The organism is Amycolatopsis rhabdoformis, from assembly GCF_035918295.1.
GTDB classification, from domain to species: Bacteria; Actinomycetota; Actinomycetes; order Mycobacteriales; family Pseudonocardiaceae; genus Amycolatopsis; species Amycolatopsis rhabdoformis.
Window position 1 is genome coordinate 9,430,885 of the sequence record NZ_CP142149.1, and the last position, 22,780, is coordinate 9,453,664.

At 71.7% G+C, this 22,780-nt stretch carries 19 protein-coding genes, 1 other RNA gene and 1 pseudogene; 12 read left to right on the top strand and 9 right to left on the bottom strand.

The features are described from left to right. The first annotated feature begins 104 nt into the window (after positions 1 to 104). The 3 genes from VSH64_RS43910 to VSH64_RS43920 all read left to right on the top strand — a co-directional run bounded on the left by VSH64_RS43910 (position 105) and on the right by VSH64_RS43920 (position 2,342). Positions 105 to 902, top strand: a complete 798-nt coding sequence (locus VSH64_RS43910) for an AfsR/SARP family transcriptional regulator (RefSeq protein WP_326568629.1) — start codon at positions 105 to 107, stop codon at positions 900 to 902. 64 nt (positions 903 to 966) lie between these two features. Then, positions 967 to 1,449, top strand: coding sequence for an SsrA-binding protein SmpB (gene smpB, locus VSH64_RS43915; protein WP_091620480.1), 483 nt, complete (start codon positions 967 to 969; stop codon positions 1,447 to 1,449). Then, positions 1,446 to 2,342: an amidohydrolase family protein gene (locus VSH64_RS43920; RefSeq protein WP_326568630.1), complete on the top strand. Its 897-nt coding sequence runs from the start codon at positions 1,446 to 1,448 to the stop codon at positions 2,340 to 2,342. The genes smpB and VSH64_RS43920 overlap by 4 nt, the downstream gene beginning before the upstream one ends. Here VSH64_RS43920 and VSH64_RS43925 read toward each other — a convergent pair. From VSH64_RS43925 to VSH64_RS43945, 5 genes are all read right to left on the bottom strand, one after another. After that, positions 2,332 to 3,669, bottom strand: a complete 1,338-nt coding sequence (locus tag VSH64_RS43925) for an acyltransferase family protein (RefSeq protein WP_326568631.1) — start codon at positions 3,667 to 3,669, stop codon at positions 2,332 to 2,334. The two genes, VSH64_RS43920 and VSH64_RS43925, sit on opposite strands and share 11 nt — an antisense overlap. Before the next feature lie 94 nt (positions 3,670 to 3,763). After that, entirely contained in the window at positions 3,764 to 4,000 is a 237-nt protein-coding gene (locus tag VSH64_RS43930; protein WP_326568632.1) for a hypothetical protein, read from the bottom strand. A gap of 81 nt (positions 4,001 to 4,081) precedes the next feature. Beyond that, positions 4,082 to 4,723 carry a response regulator transcription factor gene (locus VSH64_RS43935; protein ID WP_326568633.1) on the bottom strand — a complete coding sequence of 214 codons (642 nt, stop codon included), beginning with the start codon at positions 4,721 to 4,723 and terminating at the stop codon, positions 4,082 to 4,084. A 54-nt stretch (positions 4,724 to 4,777) separates the two neighbouring features. Next, complete coding sequence (locus tag VSH64_RS43940; protein ID WP_326568634.1) at positions 4,778 to 5,911, bottom strand: sensor histidine kinase; 1,134 nt, start codon at positions 5,909 to 5,911, stop codon at positions 4,778 to 4,780. Further along, positions 5,908 to 6,594: a sensor domain-containing protein gene (locus tag VSH64_RS43945; RefSeq protein ID WP_326568635.1), complete on the bottom strand. Its 687-nt coding sequence runs from the start codon at positions 6,592 to 6,594 to the stop codon at positions 5,908 to 5,910. The genes VSH64_RS43940 and VSH64_RS43945 overlap by 4 nt, the downstream gene beginning before the upstream one ends. A gap of 221 nt (positions 6,595 to 6,815) precedes the next feature. Here VSH64_RS43945 and ssrA point away from each other — a divergent pair. The 4 genes from ssrA to ggt all read left to right on the top strand — a co-directional run bounded on the left by ssrA (position 6,816) and on the right by ggt (position 11,260). After that, positions 6,816 to 7,188, top strand: a transfer-messenger RNA (tmRNA) gene (gene ssrA, locus VSH64_RS43950). A gap of 278 nt (positions 7,189 to 7,466) precedes the next feature. Next, the gene (locus tag VSH64_RS43955; protein ID WP_326568636.1) at positions 7,467 to 8,474 is read left to right on the top strand and encodes a type IV toxin-antitoxin system AbiEi family antitoxin; all 1,008 of its coding nucleotides are present in this window, start codon (positions 7,467 to 7,469) and stop codon (positions 8,472 to 8,474) included. Next, positions 8,443 to 9,249, top strand: a complete 807-nt coding sequence (locus VSH64_RS43960; protein WP_326568637.1) for a nucleotidyl transferase AbiEii/AbiGii toxin family protein — start codon at positions 8,443 to 8,445, stop codon at positions 9,247 to 9,249. Before VSH64_RS43955 ends, VSH64_RS43960 begins: the two co-directional genes overlap by 32 nt. A 202-nt stretch (positions 9,250 to 9,451) precedes the next feature. After that, entirely contained in the window at positions 9,452 to 11,260 is a 1,809-nt protein-coding gene (gene ggt, locus VSH64_RS43965) for a gamma-glutamyltransferase (protein WP_326568638.1), read from the top strand. Between the two features lie 47 nt (positions 11,261 to 11,307). Here the strand turns inward: ggt and VSH64_RS43970 are convergent, their stop codons facing one another. Then, the gene (locus tag VSH64_RS43970) at positions 11,308 to 12,093 is read right to left on the bottom strand and encodes an IclR family transcriptional regulator (protein ID WP_326568639.1); all 786 of its coding nucleotides are present in this window, start codon (positions 12,091 to 12,093) and stop codon (positions 11,308 to 11,310) included. Continuing rightward, positions 12,090 to 13,039 (bottom strand): annotated as a pseudogene (locus tag VSH64_RS48585) (aldo/keto reductase). The gene VSH64_RS43970 and the pseudogene VSH64_RS48585 overlap by 4 nt, the downstream one beginning before the upstream one ends. 144 nt (positions 13,040 to 13,183) lie before the next feature. Here VSH64_RS48585 and hutH point away from each other — a divergent pair. From hutH to hutI, 5 genes are read left to right on the top strand one after another with little or no spacing between them, the layout of a single operon-like run. Next, a complete protein-coding gene (gene hutH / locus VSH64_RS43985; RefSeq protein WP_326568640.1) occupies positions 13,184 to 14,710 on the top strand; it encodes a histidine ammonia-lyase in 1,527 nt (508 codons plus the stop codon). Positions 14,711 to 14,712: 2 nt separating this feature from the next. Further along, positions 14,713 to 16,365 carry a urocanate hydratase gene (gene hutU, locus VSH64_RS43990; RefSeq protein ID WP_326568641.1) on the top strand — a complete coding sequence of 551 codons (1,653 nt, stop codon included), beginning with the start codon at positions 14,713 to 14,715 and terminating at the stop codon, positions 16,363 to 16,365. Next, positions 16,362 to 17,561 carry an allantoate amidohydrolase gene (locus VSH64_RS43995; RefSeq protein ID WP_326568642.1) on the top strand — a complete coding sequence of 400 codons (1,200 nt, stop codon included), beginning with the start codon at positions 16,362 to 16,364 and terminating at the stop codon, positions 17,559 to 17,561. Before hutU ends, VSH64_RS43995 begins: the two co-directional genes overlap by 4 nt. After that, a complete protein-coding gene (locus VSH64_RS44000) occupies positions 17,558 to 18,862 on the top strand; it encodes a formimidoylglutamate deiminase (RefSeq protein WP_326568643.1) in 1,305 nt (434 codons plus the stop codon). Before VSH64_RS43995 ends, VSH64_RS44000 begins: the two co-directional genes overlap by 4 nt. Beyond that, the gene (gene hutI / locus VSH64_RS44005; protein WP_326568644.1) at positions 18,850 to 19,995 is read left to right on the top strand and encodes an imidazolonepropionase; all 1,146 of its coding nucleotides are present in this window, start codon (positions 18,850 to 18,852) and stop codon (positions 19,993 to 19,995) included. Before VSH64_RS44000 ends, hutI begins: the two co-directional genes overlap by 13 nt. A 31-nt stretch (positions 19,996 to 20,026) precedes the next feature. Here hutI and VSH64_RS44010 read toward each other — a convergent pair whose 3' ends face one another. Together VSH64_RS44010 and VSH64_RS44015 are read right to left on the bottom strand one after the other, a co-directional pair. After that, on the bottom strand, positions 20,027 to 20,890 hold the full coding sequence (locus VSH64_RS44010) for an alpha/beta fold hydrolase (protein WP_326568645.1): 864 nt from the start codon (positions 20,888 to 20,890) through the stop codon (positions 20,027 to 20,029). Positions 20,891 to 21,017: 127 nt separating this feature from the next. Then, positions 21,018 to 22,463: a nitrilase-related carbon-nitrogen hydrolase gene (locus tag VSH64_RS44015; RefSeq protein WP_326568646.1), complete on the bottom strand. Its 1,446-nt coding sequence runs from the start codon at positions 22,461 to 22,463 to the stop codon at positions 21,018 to 21,020. Positions 22,464 to 22,780 lie beyond the last annotated feature (317 nt).

Here is a 22,780-nt window from a genome sequence, read left to right on the forward strand (position 1 = left end):
CGTGCGCCTTGCGGGCCACCCCGGCCCCCGGCCGCGCGCAATCGTGCTTCGATCGGTTGCGGCGCCGGGGTTTCCCGTGCGTCCCGGGGGTCTGGGGAGTGTTCGTGTTGTCACAGAATGTGCGTTTTGACCTGTTGGGTGCACTGCGGTTTCGAACCGACGCCGGCGCCCACGCGGTGCGCGGACCGCAGATCACCAAGATCCTGTCACTGCTCGCACTCGCGGCCGGACGCAGCGTGGACACCGAAGCGCTGGTCGACGAGCTGTGGCCCGGCAGCGCGCCGGCGCGGGCGATCGGCACGCTGCGCACGCACGTCTACCACCTGCGCCGGCTGCTGACCGGCCTCGGCGCGCCCGGCGCGGAGCTGGTGCGCACCGAGCCGAGCGGCTACGTGCTCGACGTCGCGCCCGAGCAGGTGGACGCGCTGCGGTTCGAGCAGCTGGCCGCCCGCGCCCGGATGTTGCTGGCCGCGGGGCAGTCTGCCGACGCGGCGGCCGCGGCCCGGTCGGGCCTGGCGCTGTGGCGGGGTTCGGCGCTGGCCGGCGTGCCGCTGGGCCGGCGGCTCGAAGGCCACGCGCGCCGGCTCGACGAGCTGCACCGGCAGACCGTGCGGGTGTCCGTGGACGCGGAGCTGGCGCTGGGCCGTCACGAGGAGCTGCTGCCGGCGCTGCGCGAGCTCGTGGCCCATCACCCGTACGACGAGGGCCTGCACGCCAGCCTGATCGAGGTGCTGCGCCGTTGCGACCGCCGGGCCGACGCGCTGCGGGCCTACCGCGACCTGCGCACGACGCTGGAGGGCGAGCTAGGCGTGGCCCCTTCGCCGCGGCTGCTCAGCCTGCGCGGCAGCATCCTGGCCGACGCGGCCGCCGTGCCGGATCGGTGGCTCACCGCGGTGTCCTGACCAGCGCGGCAGCGGGGAGAAACCCTGTCGGCTCCCGTGGGCAAAACCACGTAGAGTTGACCTCATGCCCAAGGAACGTGGACAGAAGGTCATCGCGTCGAACCGCAAGGCTCGGCACGACTACTCCATCCTGGACACCTACGAAGCAGGACTGGTGCTCCAGGGCACGGAGGTGAAGAGCCTTCGGGATGGCAAGGCCTCGCTCGCCGACGCGTTCGCGACCGTGGACGACGGCGAGGTGTGGCTGCGCAACGTGCACATCCCGGAGTACACGCAGGGCACCTGGACCAACCACACGCCGCGGCGCACGCGCAAGCTGCTGCTGCACCGCAGCGAGATCGAGAAGCTCATCGGCAAGACGAAGGAGAGCGGTCTCTCGCTCGTGCCGCTGTCGATGTACTTCAAGGACGGCAAGGTCAAGGTCGAGATCGCGCTGGCCAAGGGCAAGAAGGCCTACGACAAGCGCCAGACGCTGGCCAAGCGTGACGCCGAGCGCGACATCAGCAAGGCCATGGGCCGCGCGCTGAAGGGCCGGTTCACGGAGTGACCCACGGCCCCGCCACGGACGCCGACGTCGCTCGGTGGACCGCGTCCCTCGGTCTCGACGGACTCGTCGACCTCCACGTGCACTTCCTGCCGAAGCCGGTGATGGACAAGGTCTGGGCCTACTTCGACCAGGCTCGGGCGCACTACGGCACCGACTGGCCGGTGCACTACCGCACGGCGGAGCAGGAGCGTCTCACCACGCTGCGCGAGCTGGGCGTGAAGCAGTTCGCGCCGCTGGTGTACCCGCACAAGCCCGGCATGGCGGAGTGGCTCACGTCGTGGGCGCTGGAGTTCGCCGCGAACGTGCCTGAAGCCGTGCCCACGGGCACCTTCTACCCCGAGCCGGCCGCCGCGTCCTCAGTGGACGCCACGCTGCGGGCCGGCGCGCGGTGCTTCAAGGCCCACGTGCAGGTGGGGGCGTACGACCCGCGAGACGACCTGCTGAAGCCGGTGTGGGGCGCGCTGGCCGATGCCGGCGTGCCGGTTGTCGTCCACTGTGGACACGGCCCGCTGAAGGGCGATTTCACGGGGCTGGCCGTGTTCTCCGAGGTGCTGGAGCGGCACCCGGACCTCACGGCGGTGCTGGCCCACGCGGCGATGCCGGAGTTCACCACCGCGTTCGAGCTGATGGCGCGCTTCCCGCGGGTGCACATTGACACCACCATGGTCGGCGTGCCGTTCTCGCAGAAGATGTCGCCGCTGCCGGCCGACTGGACCGACCGGCTGGCGGAGTTCGCCGACCGCGTGGTGCTGGGCACCGACTTCCCGAACATCCCGTACTCCTACGCCACGCAGCTGCAGGCGATCGCCGGCTGGGCGGCCGACGATCGCCTGGGTGAGCCGTTCCTGCGGGCCGTGCTGCACGACACCCCCGCGAAGCTGCTCAGCGTTTGACCTTCGCCGCCTCGGTGATCGCCACGGCCCGGCTGAGCAGCGGCGTCAGCGACACCTGGCGGCCGGCGAGCGCGAACCCGGCCGCCAGCAGCGCGACCCAGGGGATCGGGCCGGTGGCGAAGCCTTCGCTCAGCGGCTGGAACCCGTGCGCGGCCAGGCCGAGCAGGCCGCCGGACGCGAGCAGCCCGGCCAGCACGAGCTGCGGCGTCCGCGCGGTCACCACCAGGTCGTCTCGCTGCGTCTCGAAGGGGGAGAACAGTCGCAGCAGCACGAGCAGCACCGCCCCGCACAGCGCGAACCACGCGGGCGCCATCACGAGCCACAGCACCGAACCGGGCGCCGGCGTCGCGTAACCGAGGCCGAGCACCGTCACGCCGGAGACCACGATCAGGGCCGGCATGTGCCAGAGGTACACGCTCATGAACCGCGCGCCGATCCAGCTCAGCGCACCACCGACACCCGGTCGGGCGGCCAAGGCGGTGAGCTGCGGCCGGAACGCCAGCAGCAGGCCCAGCTGACCCACGGCCAGGAACAGCAGCAGCACGGTGGGCGGGCTCATGTTCGACACGGGCGCGCCCGGCATGCCGATCATGCTGGCGGGATAGGGGCCGAACGCGACCAGCAGCGCCGTGACAGCGAACCCGGCAGCGGACAGCGCGAGCGCACCGCGGCGGGTCAGCTCCCCGAGCCGGCCCTCCACGTAGGCGAAGCCGAGCTGGTGCACCGCGACCCACACGAACACCGCGTTCACGTAGCCGATGAGGCCCAGGTCCGCGAAGCGGGCGACGTCGACGAGCGCGCCGGCCACCGCCATCACCAGCGGCACCCACAGGCCCCAACGGCGGTGCGCCGCGACCATCAGCGGCGTGAGCAGCACCGTGAGCAGGTAGACCGACAGGAACCACAGCAGCTGTGCGGCGATCGAGCTCGCCACCTGCAGCGGCTGCGCCGGAATTCCCAGGCCCTGCAGCAGATCCGGCACCACGAGCCACACGGCCAGCAGCGGGAGCACCGGCACCAGCAGGCGGCGCACGCGGGCGGCGAGCCACGCGCGGGCGGATTCCGCGCGGCGCAGGGAAATCAGGTTGGCGGCGCCGCCGGCGAAGAACACCAGGGGCATCACCTGCGAAAGCCAGGTAACAGCCCACCAGCCGGGCGTGGCGAGCGCGTTGCCCGTCGCCAGCGTGCCGTGGGAGTAGGAGAGCACCGGCATCACCCAGTGCTGGGCGATCACGGCCAGGATCGCGCCTGCCCGGACCACGTCGAGGAACTTGTCACGGCCGGGTTTTCCGGTCGCGGTGCTGACCCGCAGCAGGCTCGTTGTCATGCCTGTAAGGCTGGTCGGTGCGGGCTTTCGAGACAGCGGGGTGAGCCGCCGAGTTCGTGCTCCGGCCAGCCCGTGGTCGATGCGGGGGTTGTCCCTACCTCAGGCCGTCGGACTCGGGTTCGGAGTGCGTGGGCTCCGGGTGCGTGGTGGTGCTCACGCGGTACTCCCAGCCGTTTTCGGTCAGGCCGAGCTCGTAGAGCGTCTCGATCTTCGGGCCGCCGTGGAGGTGGATGTGGCGCACGATCGTGCCCGGCACCGGTTCCTCCTCGGCGAGCTCCTGCACCCGGCCGTCGAGCGGCCCGCCGAAGAAGCGGACGCTGCGGTCGGTCATCGGAAACTCCTCACCGGACATCGGTCCATGGTAATTGAGGGCCTCGCCCGCGTGCTGCCGCCAGAACGGGTGACGAAAAGCTCAGCGGCCCAGGTAGGTGAGCACCGCTCGGACGCGCCGGTGTTCTTCCGAGCTGGCTTCGAGACCGAGCTTGGAGAAGATGTTGCCGATGTGTTTTTCCACGGCGCCGTGGGAAACCACGAGCGAGTTGGCGATCGCCGTGTTCGACAACCCTTGTGCCATCAGGCCCAGTACCTCCGATTCGCGCGCGGTGAGCGCGTCGAGCGGGTTGCGCCGGCCGCGGGCCATCAGCTGCGCGATCACGTCCGGGTCGATCGCGGTACCGCCATTCGCGACGCGGCGCACGGCGTCGAGGAAGTCGGCGACGTCGGCCACGCGTTCCTTGAGCAGGTAACCGACCCCGCCGGCGCCGCCGGAGAGCAGTTCCACCGCGTAGCTCTCCTCGACGTACTGCGAAAGAACCAGCACGGGCAGGCCGGGCACCGCGTTTCGCGCGGCGAGGGCGGCGCGCAGGCCTTCGTCGGTGAACGTGGGCGGCATGCGCACGTCGACGATCGCGAGGTCGGGCCGGTGCTCGGTGACGGCACCGAGCAGGTCGTCACCGTTGTCGACGGCGGCGACGGTCTCGATGCCCTCGTCGGCGAGCAGGCGCGTGACGCCCGCCCTCAGCAGCACGGCGTCTTCGGCGATCACTACTCGCATCAGGCCCCCAGGCTCGTGAGAGAAAAGCTCCGGGGCTATTCACTCACGAACGGGTCACCATTGGCACGGCAGGTCCGCGCGGATCACCGTCGGCCCGCCGACGGGGCTGACCACGGTGATCACGCCGTCGATGGTCGCGGCGCGATCGGCCAGGCCCGCCAGGCCGCCGCCGGGGCGCACCTCGGCGCCACCGTGGCCGTTGTCGGTGATCTCCACGATCACGTGCGTTTCGCTGCGCCACACCTTCACGATCGCCTCCGTGGAGCCGGAGTGCTTGGCGATGTTGGTGAGCGTCTCGCCGACAATGAAGTACGCAGTGGTCTCCACCGCGGCCGGCGGACGCGGCTCCACGGCCACGCTCACGTCGACCGGGATCGGCGACTTCGCGGCCTGGGCCGAGAGCGCCGCGTCGAGCCCGCGGTCGCCGAGCACGGCGGGGTAGATGCCGCGGGCGAGGTCACGCAGCTCGGACACGGCGAGCTTGGCGTCGGCGTGGGCCTCGTCGATGAGGTCGCGCACGGCGGCGGGGTCGTTGTCGAACTTCGACTTCGCCCGCCCGAGGCTCATGGCGACGGCGACGAGCCGCTGCTGCGCGCCGTCGTGCAGGTCGCGCTCGATGCGCCGGCGCTCGGCCTCGGCCGCGTCGACGCCCCGGGCCCGCGAGGCCTGCAGGTGCTCGGCCTTGGCCTCGAGCTTCTTCGTGCGGTTCGGGCCCAGCAGCGACATCGCGAGGTTGCCGTGGAGCCAGCCGAGCCACGGCGTGACCCAGATGGCCATCGGCAGCAGCACGATCGACGCGATGGCCACCGGCAGCTCCGCGCAGGCCAGCGGGAACGCGATCATCAGGTACGCGAGGTCACGCCACGTCGTGGGGTCGGTGAGCCGGGTGAGCCAGCGGCGCGTGAGCGACTGGCCCTCGAGCGGCAGCCGCTCGACGGTGGTGAGCGGCGTGCGCAGCATCCGGCGCGCCCACCGGCGCTCCATGTCCCCGGACCAGCGGACGAACGCCGTGGTCGCCAGCAGGATCGGGAACCCGACCCAGACCACCACGGTGCCGATGCCCACCGTCGCGCCCACCACGATGAGGATGAACTGGACCAGGCGGAACACGAAGCTCGTGATCATGTAGACGATCGTGCGTGCGGGATTCGGCCGGGGATGCTCCGGCAGCTGCTGCTCCGTGGTCATCCGGTCACCGCGCTCATCCCGTCGAGTTGTTCCCACGAGCGCTCCATGCGCCGGCGCTGGGACACGGTGGGCCGCAGCAGAGCCACGGCGAGCCCGCCGTGCAGCGCCGCCAGGCCCCTGGTCAACGCCACGGACAGGGCGGCGAACAGCACCCCCAGCGCCGCCCACGGCAGCGCGGACACCGCCGAGTCGACGGTGATCCACCGCACATCGTAGCCCGGGAAGAACCAGGCGCCCTCGGGCAGGAAACGGTAGTAGATCGGCAGCGCGACCAGGCTCAGGCTTGTCGCCCAGAACGTCACTACCAGCACGAACTCGGCGAGGCCGAGGGGGAAGAGCAGGAAGAAGTAGCTGAGGTCCCGCCAGGTGGCGCCGTCCTTCAGCCGCGTGGTCCAGCGGGCGCGCTGCCCCTCCGGCGGCAACGGCAGGTACGGGCTGTCCACGTACGTGTCCAGCAGCGCGAACACGCGCGCCCGCTCCATCCTCCCGGCGCCGCGCGTCAGCAGCACCAGGAACGCCAGCAACGGCACCCCCACCCACACCACGAGCGTGCCCGCGCCGGCCGAGAGCAGCACCGTGATGAGCACGAACGACAGGATGCCCAACGGCAGGTTGAGCAGCAGAAACGCCAGCGCCCGACCGAACGGCGGGTGGCGCCTCTTCGCGGGGGACACGGTGACCATGGCGGGGCTCCTTCTTCGGCGAACGACCTGCTCAGCTTGTCTTTCGCGGAGGCTCACCAGAATGGGGTGCGCGGGCATGTCGGGGGTGGGGCTGGCCCCACCCCGGGGTCGGTTGGTCGTGGGCCCGGCGTCGGCCCGGTGGTCGGCCCGGTGGTCGGGCCCGGGGGAATCAACCGGGTTGCCGGACGCGTTATGATGGTCAGGTTATGTAGCACCTACTAGGGGGTGAACGGTTTCGACTCTGGACGTTGAGTCAGGGGAAGCGTGTCGGTGCAGGCGAGAGACCACCGCAAGCGTCATCGCAAACCAATAAGCGCCAAGGCCAATAGCCAGCGCGACTTCGCTCTTGCTGCCTAAGTAGCAGAGTGAGTCTGTCGGCCCGGGATCGCCTCCGACCCGGTAGCCGGCATCAGCTAGGAGGCTTACCGCCAGTCCCGGCCGCGGGGCCTGGTTGGGAAGCAAACAGTGGCTGGGCTCGTCACTTCAGCTTGTTCACGTGACTGAAGGGGCCAAGTAGCGACATAGTGGACTGCACACGGAGAAGCCCTGTCAAGACGCTAGAGGACCCGGGTTCAATTCCCGGCACCTCCACAAGAATGGCCGGCTCATGCTCACGGAGAGCGTGAGCCGGTTTCTTGTGTTCGGGCGTTCATTTGGGGGTCGGACCCCCAAACCCCCGCCAAGGGGCTGCGCCCCCTGGACCCCCATCCGTGGTGAGTTGAGTTGTGGGGGTTGGTGCGGCTGGTGAGTCGTGCAGGTGGTGCGGTGGGTGGGTGTGGTTGCGGGGGAGGTGGGGGTGCGTTCAGAATGTTGGCATGTTCAATTTGAATGAACATGGGGACTCGCTGAACGCGGGGGGCTGGCCCGCGGAGGTGTGCGCGCGGCTGGAGGAGTTGGGGATTCTGGTCGAAGAGCTGGGCGCTGAAGTACGAGAGCCCGGCCGGCGCGGGCGTCAGGTGGACGGTCTCCTGAAGCTGTCGACGAGATCCGGTGCTGCTCGCACGTATGGTGTCGAGATCAAGCAGCGGATGACGGCGGAGCTGGCTACGGCGGTCCATTTGCCGCCGGGGCTTCCGACGCTGCTGTTCACCGTGCACGTCGGCGAAACTGTCGCCGAGGTGCTGCGGGCACGGGGGATCGACTACGTGGACACCGCGGGAAATGCCCACCTCGCTTGGGACGACGTCCTGATCGACGTCCGGGGCCGTCGCAAACCCGCCAAGCCGGCCGGACGAACCTCGTCGCGCGGCGCGGGGGCGTTCGGCCGGGCCGGCCTTCAAGTTCTGTTCGCCCTGCTCAGCTGGCCGGCGGCGATCGACTTTCCGTACCGCCGATTGGCCGAGACCAGTGGTGTTTCGCTCGGCACGGTCAAGACGGTGATCGATCAGCTCACCAGCGCCGGCTACCTGTACGAGGCTCGGGGCGAGCGGCGGCTCGCCAACGGAGCCGAACTGCTCGATCGTTGGTCGGAGGCCTACTCGATCACCTTGGACTCCTCGCTCGCCCTCGGCGAATTCGTGGCGCCTGACCTTTCGTGGTGGCGCAAAGCCGAAGACGAGCTGCTCTCCCTCGGGGTGCAGCTCGGCGGGGAAGCGGCAGCGAGTCTCCTCGACCCGCACCTGCGGCCGGCCTCGCTCACGCTCTACGCCGACCGGCTGCCGGTGCAGCTCATCGGCCGCCACCGTCTCGCTCGCGCGGAAAACGACGCAAACGTGCACGTCCGGACTCGATTCTGGCAGGCACCGGTGCCGGAATCCTGGATCGTGCCGGCCCCCTTGATCTACGCGGATCTGTTGGCGTCCGGCGATCCCCGCCAGCGTGAGCACGGCGACCGGATCAGGAGTGGTGATGATCGACTTAAGCGCATCGACCGAACCTGAGCTCCTCCTCGCCACGAAAGTGCTGGCTCGCGTGGATGCGATCGCCCGGGCCGAGGCAGTCGACTACCTCGTGGTCGGGGCGACAGCACGCACGATCCTGTCGATCGGGCTGGTCGGCGGCCCGCCGGAACGGGCCACCCGGGACATCGACATCGCCGCCGCGATGGGTACCTGGGACGACTTCGAACGGTTCGTGAGCCGATGGGACCGGCGGGGCCGAAGCCTCCACTCGTTCCTCGTGGAGGGCGTCGAGGTCGATGTGCTGCCCTATGGCGGCATCGAGGACGCTGACCGGACCATCCTGTGGCCCGACGACCACCGGCTGAATGTCCGCGGGTTGAGCGAAGCCGTGGCGTCGGCCGAGCAGGTGCGCCTGCCCCAGGGGCTCGTCATCAAGGTTCCGGCAGTGCCGGCCTTGGCTCTGCTCAAGCTCCTGACCTGGTGGGACCGACGTCTCACGACCACTCGCGACGCCATCGACCTCGCGACGATGATCGGCTGGTACTCGTCCGGCCCGTACCTGGATCGAATGTACGACGAGGAACTCGAAGTCTTCGAGCGCAACGGCTTCGACCCGCAGCTCACAGGCGCCTGGCTTCTCGGTTCACACCTGCCTGGCCTGCTTGATCAAGAGGGCGTCGCCGTACTGCTCGGCATCGTCGGCGACGACGATGTCCTGGCTCGGCTGGCCCATGACCTTCACGTCGTCCGTGGTTCGGACCTTGTTGCTGCGCTGGCTGAAGGCATCAAGGAGGCAGCTGCGCAAGCGGTGTGAGGCCGGTGCTCATTGCGGATGCGCGAACGGCAGCAGAGTGGGCATCCGGAGCAACCACCCTAAATCCGCCTCAAGTCCGCTTCCGGGGCGAGCCCGGCGGGTGGTAAACCTCCGGTCACGAAGCTCACCGGCGAGCGGGGCGGGTGGTCCGTACCTCGTCGGGAGTCCCGGAAGGTCCTGGTGGACTGAGAGAGGGAGTGCCATGCGCCGTCGTCGAATGCTGGGTGTGGTGGCCGTCGCGGCTGTCGTGGGGGTTGCGGGGGTGCCTGCGGCGGAAGCCTCGGGTGGAGGCCAAAGCGGGGGTCAAGCAAGCAAACAGCCCGTGGCCGAGGGGTACGGCGGGGCGGTCGTGTCGGACACCGTCGAGTCGAGTCAGGCCGGGATCGACGTGTTGCGCAAGGGGGGTACGGCGGCCGACGCGGCGGTGGCGGTGGCCTCGACGCTGGGCGTGACCGATCCGTACGTCGCGGGGCTGGGCGGGGGTGGCTACTTCGTCTACTACGACGCCAAGACCAAGCGCGTGTCCACGATCGACGGGCGCGAGACCACGCCCGCGGCCGACAAGGTCGACATGTTCGTGGACCCGGCCACCGGCAAGGCCTACGACTTCGAGACCGCCGTGGAGAGCGGCCGGTCCGTGGGTGTGCCCGGCATGTTGGCCACGTGGCAGCGCGCGCTGCAGCGGTGGGGCAAGTTCAGCCTCGCCGACAACCTCAAGCCGGCCGTGCAGGTCGCCGAGCGCGGGTTCGTGGTGAACCCCGAGTTCAGCTCCGAGACGGCGTCGCTGAAGGACAAGCTGTCGCACTTCGCGCCGAGTGCCAAGCTGTTCCTGCCGGGCGGCGAGGCGCCGAAGGTGGGCACGGTGTTCCGCAACCCGGAGCTCGCCGACACCTACCGCCAGATCAGCCGCGAGGGCACGGGCGCGTTCTACGGTGGCTCCGTCGGCCGTGACCTGGTGAAGACGGTGCAGAAGCCGCCGGTGGCGAACGGCGCGCCGATCAAGCCGATGTCCGGCCCGATGCAGCTGTCGGACCTGCGGGCCTACCGCGCGCTCGACGGCTCGCCGACCCGCGTGAACTACCGCGGCTACGACGTCTACGGCATGGCCCCGTCCTCCAGCGGCGGCATCACGGTCGGGGAGTCGCTGAACATCCTCGGCAACTACAACCTGTCCAAGATGGACCGCACGCAGGCGCTGCACCACTACCTCGAGGCCAGCCGGCTCGCGTTCGCCGACCGCAACCGCTACATCGGCGACTCGCGGTACGTGAAGGTGCCGCAGCAGCAGCTGCTGTCGAAGCAGTTCGCGGCCACGCGCGCGTGCCAGATCGACCCGGCCAAGGCGGGCCAGAGCCCGGTCGCGCCCGGTGACCCGTACTCGCACGGCGGCGGCTGCACCACCACGCAGGCCGCGTCCTCGGACAGCAACGAGCAGCACACCAACCACTTCGTGGTGAGCGACAAGTGGGGCAACGTCGTGTCCTACACCAACACGATCGAGCAGCTCGGCGGCAGCGGCATGACCGTGTCCGGCCGCGGTTTCCTGCTCAACAACGAGCTCACCGACTTCAACTTCACGCCCACCCAGGGCACCGCGCCCGACCCCAACCTGCCCGCCGGTGGCAAGCGTCCGCGTTCGAGCATGTCGCCGACGATCGTGCTGAAGGACGGCAAGCCGGTGCTCGCGGTCGGTTCGCCGGGCGGCGCCACGATCATCACCACCGTGCTGCAGGTGCTGGTCAACCGCCTCGACCTGGGCATGAACCTGCCGGACGCGATCTCCGCGCCGCGGGCGTCGCAGCGCAACGCGAAGACGTCCGACGCGGAGCCGGCGTTCCTGGCGCTGCCGACCACGAAGGGGCTCGAAGCACTGGGCCAGAGCTTCGGACAGGTCAGCTCCATCGGTGTCGCGGCCGGGCTGGAGTTCAAGCCGGGCGGCAGGATCCTCGCGGCCGGTGAACCCGTCCGCCGAGGCGGCACGTCGGCGATGGTGCTTTCTTCGCACCGCTGATCAGCCGGAAAAAGCCCGCTTCACCGCAACCCGGTGGAGCGGGCTTTTCACTGCGGTCCCGTGCCGCCGATGCGGCTGGTGAGCTGCGCCGCCGCCTCGGCGACCGCCGCCGCGAACTCCGGGAACGTCTCGCCGCACGGTCCTTCGTCGGGACAAAGGTGGCGCAACGTCACGGAAATCGACGCCATGGGCCGGGCGCCGTGGTCGAACACCGGCGCCGCGACGGAGGCGAACCCGTCGGTCACGTGCCCGTCCTCCACCGACCAGCCCAGGCGACGCTCGGCTGCCAGCGTCCGGCGCAGCGCCGCGAGCGAGTCCGGCCCGCGCCGCGTCCGCAGCACGAACGACCCGGCCGTGGGGAACAGCGCGCGCACGTGGGCGCCGGGCAAGTGGTTGAGAATCGCCCGGCCCGACGCGGTGAGCTGCGCGGGCAGCCGCACACCGACGTCGGTGACCAGGGTTTCGGGCCGCGCGGGGCGTTCCTTGATCAGGTAGAGCGACTCGTTGCCGTGCAGCACCCCGAGGTGCGCGGTGTGCCCGACGCGGTCCACGAGCTTGCGCAGCAGCGGCGCGGCCAGCCGTTCGAGCGGGTCGTGGCGCAGATACGCCGACCCGAGCTCGAACGCGGCGATGCCCAGCCCGTAACGGCGCTCGGCCGGCAGGTGCGCGACGAACCCGGCGGCCACCAGCTCGTTGAGCAGGTGGTACGTCGTCGAGCGCGGCAAGTGCAGGTCCCGCGCGACGGTCGCCGCGGAGACCGGGCCGGCGTGGCGCGCGAGCAGTTGCAGGACGGCGAGGCCGTTGCGCAGCGCCGGTACGTCGGTGCTGCTCATCGGAAGAGGTCCGAGACCGTGGCGAGAACGCCGTCGTCGAGGTTGTGTTCCCAGGCTTCGCGCACGGCCTGCCACTGGGCTTCGGTGCTGGGCGACACGATCGGCGCACTCACCCCCGGCAGTGCCCGCAGCCAGGCGAGAGCCAGCCCGGCCGTGCTGAACCCGTTGTCCCGCGCGAGGTCGCGCAACCGGGCGACGCGGGCCAGGTTGTCCGCCGAGTAGCTGCCTCGGTAGTACCGCTCGCCGGCGGTGGCGATGCGGCTGCCCGGTGGCGGTGCCGCGACGTCGAGGTAGCGGTCGGAGAGCACGCCGCCGGCGAGGGGGAGAATGCCAGGTAACCGAGGCCCTCGGCTGCCACCAGCGGCAAGAGGTCCGCCTCGTCGCCGCGGGCGAGCAGGCTGAGGCCGTTCTGCACGCACACCGGGCGGGGCAGGCCCCGGGCCGCGGCGGTGTCCAGGATGGTCTCCAGCAGCGCGGCGTCGACGTTGCACACGCCGTAGCCCCGGATCACGCCGGCTTCCTGGGCGGCCGCGAACGCCGTGAGCGTCTCCTCGAGCGGCGTGCGCGGATCGGGAGCGTGGGACAGGTAGAGATCGACGCGCCCCAGTCGCCGGACGCTCTCCGCCAGCTGACGCGCGACGTGCGGTCCGGACAGGTCGACGCCGGTCTGGCCGGGGCGCACGAGTCCGCCCACCTTGGTCACCACGACGACGTCGGCCCGCGGTTCGGCGGCGAGCCAGCGCCCGACGGTGCGTTCGCTCTCGCCGCCGCCGTAGCTGTCGGCGGTGTCGACCACCCGGATCCCCAGCTCGTACGCCTCGTCCAGGCGCCGCAGCCCGGCCGTGGAATCGAGGCCGAGCCCGCGGGTGGCCGCCGCGCCGCCGATGCCGCCGATGGAGCCCGCGCCGTATACGAACCCGGTGTCGCCCCACGAAACCGTTCGCATGGCCCGGCTCCTTCCTCGAACGTGGCACGAACGGGACACTCGTGCCAGGCAGCAAAGCGTTCACCTCGCCCTGTCTTGGATACCAGACGCTACCGCCGAGTCCGCACTCCCGCCGGGCCGCTGATCGTTGTTTCAATGACTGGCATGCCGGAACCAGTGTTCTTGGGCTCGAAGCCGATGACCTCGGCCGACGTCGTCGACGTCGTCCGCGGGAAGGCGCACGTCGGGCTCACCGAAGCGGCCGAGAAGAACCTCGCCGCCACCCGTCAGCACATCGAGGACCTCGCGCACGCGACCTCGCCGACGTACGGCGTCTCCACGGGCTTCGGCGCGCTCGCGACGCGCCACATCCCCGTGGAGAGCCGCACCGCGCTGCAGCGCAGCCTCATCCGCTCGCACGCCGCGGGCGCGGGGCCGGCGGTGGAGGAGGAGGTGGTGCGCGCGCTGATGCTGCTGCGCCTGCGCACGCTCGCCAGTGGTTACACCGGCGTGCGGCCGGAGACGGCGCAAACGCTTGCGGCCCTGCTCAACGCCGGGATCACCCCGGTCGTGCACGAGTTCGGCTCACTCGGCTGCTCGGGTGACCTGGCGCCGCTGGCGGCCATCGCGCTCGCGCTGATGGGCGAGGGCGAAGTCGACCACGAAGGTGCGCGCAAGCCCGCCGCCGAGGCGCTGAAGGCGGCCGGCATCACGCCCGTCGTGCTCGCCGAGAAGGAAGGCCTGGCGCTCACCAACGGCACCGACGGCATGCTCGGCATGCTGCTGCTCGCGGCCGCCGACCTGCACAACCTCCTCGACGTCGCCGACCTCACCGCGGCGATGAGCGTCGAGGCGCTGCTGGGCACCGACCGAGCCTTCGCGGCCGACCTGCAGGCGCTGCGGCCGCACCCCGGCCAGGCCGCCAGCGCCGCGCGGATGTTCGCGGCGCTGCAGGGCTCGAAGATCGTCGAAAGCCACCGCGGGCCCGACTGCAACCGCGTGCAGGACGCGTACTCGCTGCGCTGCGCCCCGCAGGTGCACGGCGCCGCGCGCGACACGCTCACCCACGCCGAGCTGGTGGCCGACCGCGAGCTGCGGTCCGCGGTGGACAACCCCGTGGTGCTGGCCGACGGCCGCGTCGAGTCCAACGGCAACTTCCACGGCGCGCCGGTGGCGTACGTGCTCGATTTCCTCGCGATCCCGGTGGCCGACGTCGCCAGCATCGCCGAGCGGCGCACCGACCGGATGCTCGACAAGGCGCGCTCGGCGGGGCTGCCGCCGTTCCTCGCGCACGACCCGGGCGTGGACTCCGGCCACATGATCGCGCAGTACACCCAGGCCGCGGTGGTCAGCGAGCTCAAGCGGCTCGCGGTGCCGGCCTCGGTCGACTCGATCCCGAGCAGCGCGATGCAGGAGGACCACGTGTCCATGGGCTGGTCCGCGGCCCGGAAGCTGCGCAAGGCGGTGGACGGCCTGACCACGGTCCTGGCGGTCGAGCTGCTCACCGCGGCCCGCGCGCTCGATTTCCGCGCGCCGCTGGCGCCGTCACCGGTCACCGGCGCGGTGCGCGACCTGCTCCGCACGAAGGTCGAGGGCCCCGGCCCCGACCGGCACCTGGCGCCCGAGATCGCGGCCGCCGAAGAACTCGTCCGCAGCGGCGCCGTACTGGCCGCTGCCCGTCTGGAGGTCTGAGAATGTCCCGCACCGTCCGTGCCGCCCGCGGCACCCAGCTCACCGCGAAGTCGTGGCAGACCGAGGCCGCGCTGCGGATGTTCCACAACAACCTCGACCCCGAGGTCGCCGAGCGGCCCGAGGACCTGGTCGTGTACGGCGGCACCGGCAAGGCCGCGCGCAACTGGGCCAGCTTCGACGCGATCACGCGTGAACTGACCACTTTGGACAACGACGAGACGCTGCTCGTGCAGTCGGGCAAGCCGGTGGGCGTGTTCCGCACGCACGAGTGGGCGCCGCGCGTGCTCATCGCGAACTCGAACCTGGTGGGCGACTGGGCGACCTGGCCCGAGTTCCGCCGGCTCGAGCAGCAGGGCCTCACGATGTACGGCCAGATGACGGCCGGCTCGTGGATCTACATCGGCACGCAGGGCATCCTGCAGGGCACCTACGAGACCTTCGCCGCCGTGGCCAAGAAGAAGTTCGGGGGCACCCTGCGCGGCACGCTCACCGTGACCGCCGGCCTCGGCGGCATGGGCGGCGCGCAGCCGCTCGCGGTGACGATGAACGACGGGGTCGCGCTCGTCGTCGAATGCGACCCGCAGCGCGCGCACCGCCGGGTCGAGACCCGGTACCTCGACGAGGTGGCCGACGACCTCGACGACGCGATCCGCCGCGTCACCACCGCGAAGAAGGAGCGGCGGCCGCTGTCGGTGGCCGTGGTCGGCAACGCCGCCGAGGTGCTGCCGGAGCTGCTGCGCCGCGGCGTCGAAGTCGACATCGTGACCGACCAGACCTCGGCCCACGACCCGCTGTCCTACCTGCCCAAGGGCATCGGCGTGGACGACTGGCACGACTACGCGGCCAAGAAGCCCGACGAGTTCACCGACCGCTCGCGCGAGTCGATGGCCGACCACGTGAACGCGATGCTCGGCTTCCTCGACGCCGGCGCCGAGGTCTTCGACTACGGCAACTCCCTGCGTGGCGAGGCGAAGCTCGGCGGCTGCGAGCGCGCGTTCGACTTCCCGGGCTTCGTGCCGGCCTACATCCGCCCGCTGTTCTGCGAGGGCAACGGCCCGTTCCGCTGGGCGGCGCTCTCGGGTGACCCCGAGGACATCGCGGCCACCGACCGCGCGATGCTGGAACTGTTCCCGGAGAACGAGTCCCTGGCCCGCTGGATCAAGATGGCCGGCGAGCGCGTGGCGTTCCAGGGCCTGCCGGCGCGGATCTGCTGGCTCGGTTACGGCGAGCGCCACCTCGCGGGCCTGCGGTTCAACGAGATGGTGGCCAGCGGTGAGCTCAAGGCGCCCGTGGTGATCGGGCGCGACCACCTCGACTCCGGCAGCGTCGCCTCGCCGTACCGCGAGACCGAGGCCATGGCCGACGGGTCCGACGCGATCGCCGACTGGCCGCTGCTCAACGCGCTGGTGAACACCGCGTCCGGCGCGAGCTGGGTCTCGATCCACCACGGTGGCGGCGTCGGCATGGGCCGCTCGATCCACGCGGGCCAGGTGTCCGTGGCCGACGGCACCGCGCTGGCCGCGCAGAAGCTGGAGCGCGTGCTCACGAACGACCCGGGCATGGGCGTGATCCGCCACGTCGACGCCGGGTACGACCGCGCGGCCGAGGTCGCCGACGAGCGCGGCGTGCGCATTCCGATGCGGGACAACGCGTGACCACGGCTTCGGAGCTGCTCGGCCAGATCAGCGACGTCGGGCGCGACGCGAAGCGCGGCGGCTACTCGCGCCACGCGTTCGACGCGCCGGAACACGACCTGCGCACGTGGTTCGTGGAGCGGGCGCAGCGGCTCGGGCTGGACGTCGAGACCGACCGCAACGGCAACCTCTGGGCCTGGTGGGGCGCGCCGGGGCCCGACGCCGTGGTGACCGGCAGCCACCTCGACTCGGTGCCCGGCGGTGGCGCCTTCGACGGCCCGCTCGGCGTCACGAGCGCGCTCGCGGCCGTGGAGGCGTTGCAGGCCAAGGGGTTCCGGCCCGCGAAGCCGTTCGCCGTGGTGGTGTTCGCCGAGGAGGAGGGCGGTCGCTTCGGCGTGCCGTGCCTCGGCTCGCGGCTGATGACCGGCACGATCGGCGCCGACCAGGCGCGGGCGCTGCGCGACCCGGACGGCGTCACGTTCTGGGAAGCCGCGGCGAAGTCCGGCCTCGACGTGGACCGGATCGGCGCCGACCCCGAGCGGCTCGGGCTCGTCGGGCGGTTCCTCGAACTGCACGTGGAGCAGGGCCGCGGCCTGATCGACGTCGGTTCGGCTGTGGCGGTCGGCAGCACGGTGATCGCCCACGGCCGGTGGCGGTTCTCCTTCGCCGGGCAGGGAAACCACGCCGGGGCCACGCTGATCGCCGACCGGGTCGACCCGATGCTGCCGGCGGCCGAGACCGTGGTTGCGGTGCGGCGGCTGGCGAAAGAGCGGGCTGACGCGCGCGCGACCGTCGGCCGGCTCGTGCCCACGCCGGGCGGCACCAACGTGATCGCGTCCACTGTGGACCTGTGGCTCGACGCGCGGGTGCCCGGCCCGGTCACACCCGAGCTCGTCGAGGACATCTCCCGGGCCGCTCAGGTCGCGGCGGACGCGGAGGGCTGCGAGCTCACCGTCACGCGCGAGTCGTACTCCGACGACGTGGTGTTCGACGGGAAGCTGCGGCGCGACCTCGGCGAGTGGCTCGGCCAGGCGCCCGAGCTGCCGACCGGCGCGGGCCACGACGCCGCGATCCTGGCCGGCTTCGTACCCGCCGGAATGCTGTACGTGCGCAACCCCACCGGCATCAGCCACTCGCCGGAGGAGTTCGCCGAGAGCGCCGACGTGGAAGCCGGCGCGCGGGCGCTGGCCGAGGCACTGGAGCGGCTGGCGGCATGACCACGTACTGGTGTGAACGGGCCTGGCTGCCCCACGGGATCGCCGACGCGGTGCAGCTCGTGGTGCACGACGGCCGGATCGCGTCGGTCACCCCGGGCGCGCCGAAGTGCGGGACCATCCTCACCGGGCTCACACTGCCGGGCTTCGCCAACGGGCACTCGCACGCGTTCCACCGCGCGTTGCGGGGTCGGACGCACCATGAGCGCGGCACGTTCTGGACCTGGCGTGAGCGGATGTACTCGCTCGCCGCGCGGCTCGACCCCGACGCGTACTACCGGCTCGCGCGCGGTGTCTACGCGGAGATGGTGCTCGGCGGCTACACGAGCGTCGGCGAGTTCCACTACCTGCACCACGCGCCGGGCGGAAAGCCGTACGCGTCGCCGAACGCGATGGGCGACGCGCTGCGCCAGGCCGCGCGCGACGCCGGGATCCGGCTCACGCTGCTGGACACGTGCTACCTCGCCGGCGGGATCGGGGTGGCACCGGACGAGGTGCAGCAGCGGTTCTCCGACGGTTCCGCCGAGACATGGGCCGAACGGGTCGCGACGCTGAAGGAAGACGAGCTGTTCCGGGTCGGCGGGGCGATCCACTCCGTGCGGGCGGTGCCGGCGGCCGATTTGTCGACGGTGCACCAGGGGGTGCCGGGAGATCGGCCGCTGCACATCCATCTGTCCGAGCAACGCGCGGAGAACGAGCAGTGCGAAGCGGCCTACGGCTGGACGCCGACCGGGTTGCTGCAGCAGCACGGCGTGCTCGACGAACGGCTGGTCGCCGTGCACGCGACGCACCTGACCGACCAGGACGTGGTGTGGCTGGGCCAGGCGCGCGCCGCGGCTTGCTTCTGCCCGACGACCGAACGCGACCTCGGCGACGGCATCGGCCCCGCGCGGCAGCTGCTCGACGCCGGCGTGCGGCTGGGCGTGGGCAGCGACAGCAACGCGGTGGTCGACGCGTTCGAGGAGACTCGCGCGCTGGAGCTGGACGATCGGCTGGCCAGCGAGGAACGCGGCCGGTTCACCGCGGAGGAACTGCTGTCGGCGGGCACCGATCACGCGTCCGTGGGGTGGCCGGAGATGGGCCGCCTGGCCGTCGGTGCCGGCGCGGACCTGGTCACGGTGGCGCTGGATTCCGTGCGGACGGCGGGCATCGAGCCGTCCGGGGTGGTGTTCGCGGCGGGCGCCGCGGACGTGCGGCACGTCGTGGTGGCGGGCCGGGAAGTGGTGCGCGAGGGCGGGCACGTGCTCGTGGAACGACCGGAAATCGTACTGGCCGAGGAGATCGAGGCGCTGTGGCGGAACTGATCACGGGAATCGGCGAGCTCACCACGAACGATCCCGAGCTCGGCAAGCTGCGCGACGCGGCGCTGGTGCTCGACGGCGGTGTGGTCGCGTGGGCGGGCCCGGCCGCGCAGGCCCCGGCGGCCGACACGCGCGTGGACGTGGAGGGTCGCGCGGTGCTGCCGGGCTGGGTCGACAGCCACACGCACCTCGTGTTCGCCGGCGACCGCACGGCCGAGTTCGAGGCGCGGATGGCCGGAAAACCTTACACAGCCGGCGGAATCGCGGTGACGGTGGGCGCGACGCGCGAGGCGTCCGACGAGCAGCTGGCGGCGAACCTGCGCCGGCACGTGGCGGAAGCGGCCGCGCAGGGCACGACCTGCCTGGAGACCAAAACCGGCTACGGGCTGACGGTGGCCGACGAGGCCCGCTCGGCGCGGATCGCCGCGACGGTGGCCGACGAGGTCACCTACCTCGGCGCGCACCTCGTGCCGCCGGGCACCGACGCGGAGTCCTATGTGGACCTCGTGTGCGGCGAGATGCTCGACGCGGTGGCGCCGCACGTGCGGTGGGCCGACGTGTTCTGCGAGACCGGCGCGTTCGACGAGGGCCAGTCGGCGCGCGTGCTCAAGGCGGCGGCCGAGCGTGGCCTCGGGTTGCGGGTGCACGGCAACCAGCTCGGTGAAGGGCCCGGCGTGCGGCTCGCGGTGGAGCTCGGCGCGGCGAGCGTGGACCACTGCACGTACCTGAGCGACGAGGACGTGGCGGCGCTGGCAGGGTCGGACACGGTGGCAACGCTGCTGCCGGCGTGCGACCTCTCCACGCGCCAGGCGCTGGCCCCGGCGCGGCGGCTGCTCGACGCGGGCGCGACGGTCGCGCTGGCCAGCAACGCCAACCCGGGCAGCTCGTACACCACGTCGATGGCCTTCTGCGTGACCACGGCCGTGCTGCAGATGCGCATGACCGTGGAGGAAGCCGTGTGGTCGGCCACGGCCGGGGGCGCGCGGGCGCTGCGGCGCGACGACGTCGGGTACCTGCGGCCGGGCGCGCGGGCCGACGTGCACGTGCTCGACGCGCCGTCGGTGACCCACCTGGCCTACCGGCCGGGCGTGCCGCTCACCCACGCGGTGTGGCGGCGGGGTGAGCGGATGGCGTGACGCCCGCGGCAGCCGGTGAGGCCGGTGCGGGTCAGTTGTGCGCCGACAGGTGCTCGATCAGGAGCGGGTTGATCCGTTCCGGTGCTTCCTCGGGCAGCCAATGGCCGGCGTCCTCGAAGATCTCGAAGCGGTACGGCGCGGTCACCCACTGCGCGGTGGTCATGGCGGCGGTGCGACCGAGCTTCGTGTCCTGCGCGCCCCAGAGGTAGAGCGTGGGCACGGTGATGTGGCCGGCGGGCACGGTGAACTCGTCGTCGGTGGCGCCGCGGTACCAGCTGAGCGTGGCCGTGAGGACACCCGGCTCGGACAGCCGCGCGACGTTGCTTTCGACCTGGTGCTGCGGGATCCGGCCCGCGTACGCCGCGCGCAGGCGGGTGGCGCCGTCGGCCAGCATCGAGGCTTCGGCGACGCCGCCGGGCGCGCGGAAGAAGCGGACGTAGTCGAGGTCTTCGTTCTGCTGCTCCTCGTCGCGTGCCGCCTGCTGCAGTGCGGCGGGGTGCGGCGTCGACAGCACGGTGAGCGACTTGAGCCGCTCCGGGTGCCGCGTGGCGAGCACCCAGGCCACCATGCCGCCCCAGTCGTGGGAGACGAGGTGCAAGCGCCGCGAGGGGCCGTCGGTGAGGGTGTCCGCAAAGGACAGTGCGTCGGCCACGAGGGCGTCGATGGAGTAGTGCTCGGCGCCGACGGGCCGGGCCTCGCGCGCGTAACCGCGCTGGTCCACGGCGACGGCGTGGTAACCGGCGTCGCCCAGCGCGTGGAGCTCGGCGGTCCACGAGTCGGCGAACTCGGGCCAGCCGTGCAGCAGCAGCACGGGTTCGCCGTGGTCCGGACCGGCCGCGAGCGCGGTGTGCCGGTGGTCGCCGACCTGCAGCGTGGTTTCGCGCAGTTCGCTCACCGGGCCGCTCCGCGGGAGACGGGACGGGGTGCCGAGGTGCTGCGCGTGACGCGGGTGCCCTGCATGGTCCCACCGTAGGCCGTGCTGATCATGGCTCGCCAGTGCCGCGTGGGCACCGCTCGTGCCCTCACTCACGGGAGGCCGTGACAGCGGCGCGGCCGGTGAACGCGAGGCCGGCGAGCGCGAGGAGACAGCACAGCCACGCGAACCAGTCGCCGAAGCGGGTGTAGAGAGTCTGACCCGTGGCGAGGGGCACGTCGGCGGTCGCCACGACCACCGGGGCCGAGCCGGTGCGGGTCTGGGCGAGGACGTGGCCGGTGGCGTCGCCGAGGAACGACGTGCCGCGGGTGGCGCTCCAGGCCACGGAAACGCCGTTCTCGACGCCGCGCAGGAGAGCCGTGCGGCTGTGCTGCCAGCCGTCGACGTCTTCGTCGGAGGCCGGGATGAGCAGCAGCCCGGTGCCGGCGCGGGCGTAGTCGCGGGTGGGCGACGGGCCGTTCACGTCCATGCAGACCTCCAGGCCGATGGGCCGGCCGGTGAGGTTCGCCAGGTCGTGGCCCGACGCGACCGGGGAGTCGCCGTTGCGCCACTTCCGGTATTCGACGGTCGGGCCGGCCGGGGACACGGCGAGCGCAGTGTTGTAGGCGGGGCGACCGGGGTCGGTCACGATGGCGCCGGTCACGATGTCGAGGTTCCGGTCGCGTGCGACGTCGGCCAGCGGCGCGGTGAGGTCGGCCAGGTGTGCGCGGTCGATCCCGAACGCGCCCTCCGGCAGGACCGCGATCCGAACGTCGGCGGGCAAGGCGCGCAACGCGTCCACATAGGACCGCAGCACCCGCTGCCCGGTCGGCGAGCCGACGGCCGCCGCCCACGCGGGCTCGCTGCGGGCGACGGTGGCCACGCGCACCTGACCGCTGGGCCCCACACCGGGTGTCGCGCCGAACGCGAGCGTGCCGACCACCGCCGCGGCCGTGGCCACGGTGATGCCGACCCGCGCCGACGGCCGGACACCGGGCGCGAGCACGGCGGCGAGCGCGGCCGGCGCCAGCAGCACGAGGTACTCCACACCCCAGCCGCCGAGCACGGACGCGAGGCGCAGCACGTCGGCGTGGTCGCCTTGGCTGGTCACGAATGTGCCCATCACGCCGAACGGGCTGGCCAGCGAGACGCCGTAGAGCGCGGCGGTCCAGAGCGCCGGTGCCGCGACCGTCGCGAGCACCGGCCGCCCGGCCCGCACGAGCCGCCGGAACAGCGCCACGGTCGCCGCGAACAGCACCGGCGTGCCCAGCAGGATCGCGAGCGCGGCGGGAAGCGGGATCGACTGCGAGTTCAGGAAGTAGTGCCAGCTGCCGGCACTCCCGCCGAGGTAGGCGAGGAACGCCGCGGCGCTCGCGACCCACGCGCTCGTGCGCGGCGCCAGCAGCAGCACGGGCAGCGGCGCCAGCCAGGCGAGTACGGCGACCGGCTCGAAGCCCAGCCCGAAGTGGATCAGCACCCCGGACGCGACCGTGGCGGCCAGTGCCGTGCCGAGGTGGTGCCGCGTGGTGCTGGAAACGCTTGCCGTGGCGGTCATCCGGCTGCTCCCTTCGCCGTGGACCACCACCGTCGCAGGCAACGGGACCGGAAACACTGGGCCGTGCCGGAGCATCCGAGGTAGGGCTGGCACCACCAGAACCGACCAATTCCGGCATAACGTACCAATTGCGCAAACACGGATTCACTCACTTTGGCTAGCGGAATAGTGGATCACCAGGTGAACGCGGGAATTGGTCCTGCCCGACCTTGCCCTCGTTTGCGCAGAGTTCAATCAGCGGCCACTCGGACGAGATCAGGGTCGCTCGATTGATGGGTAGCTTCTCAATGGCACGACCACCGAGCTGGAGAAACGCC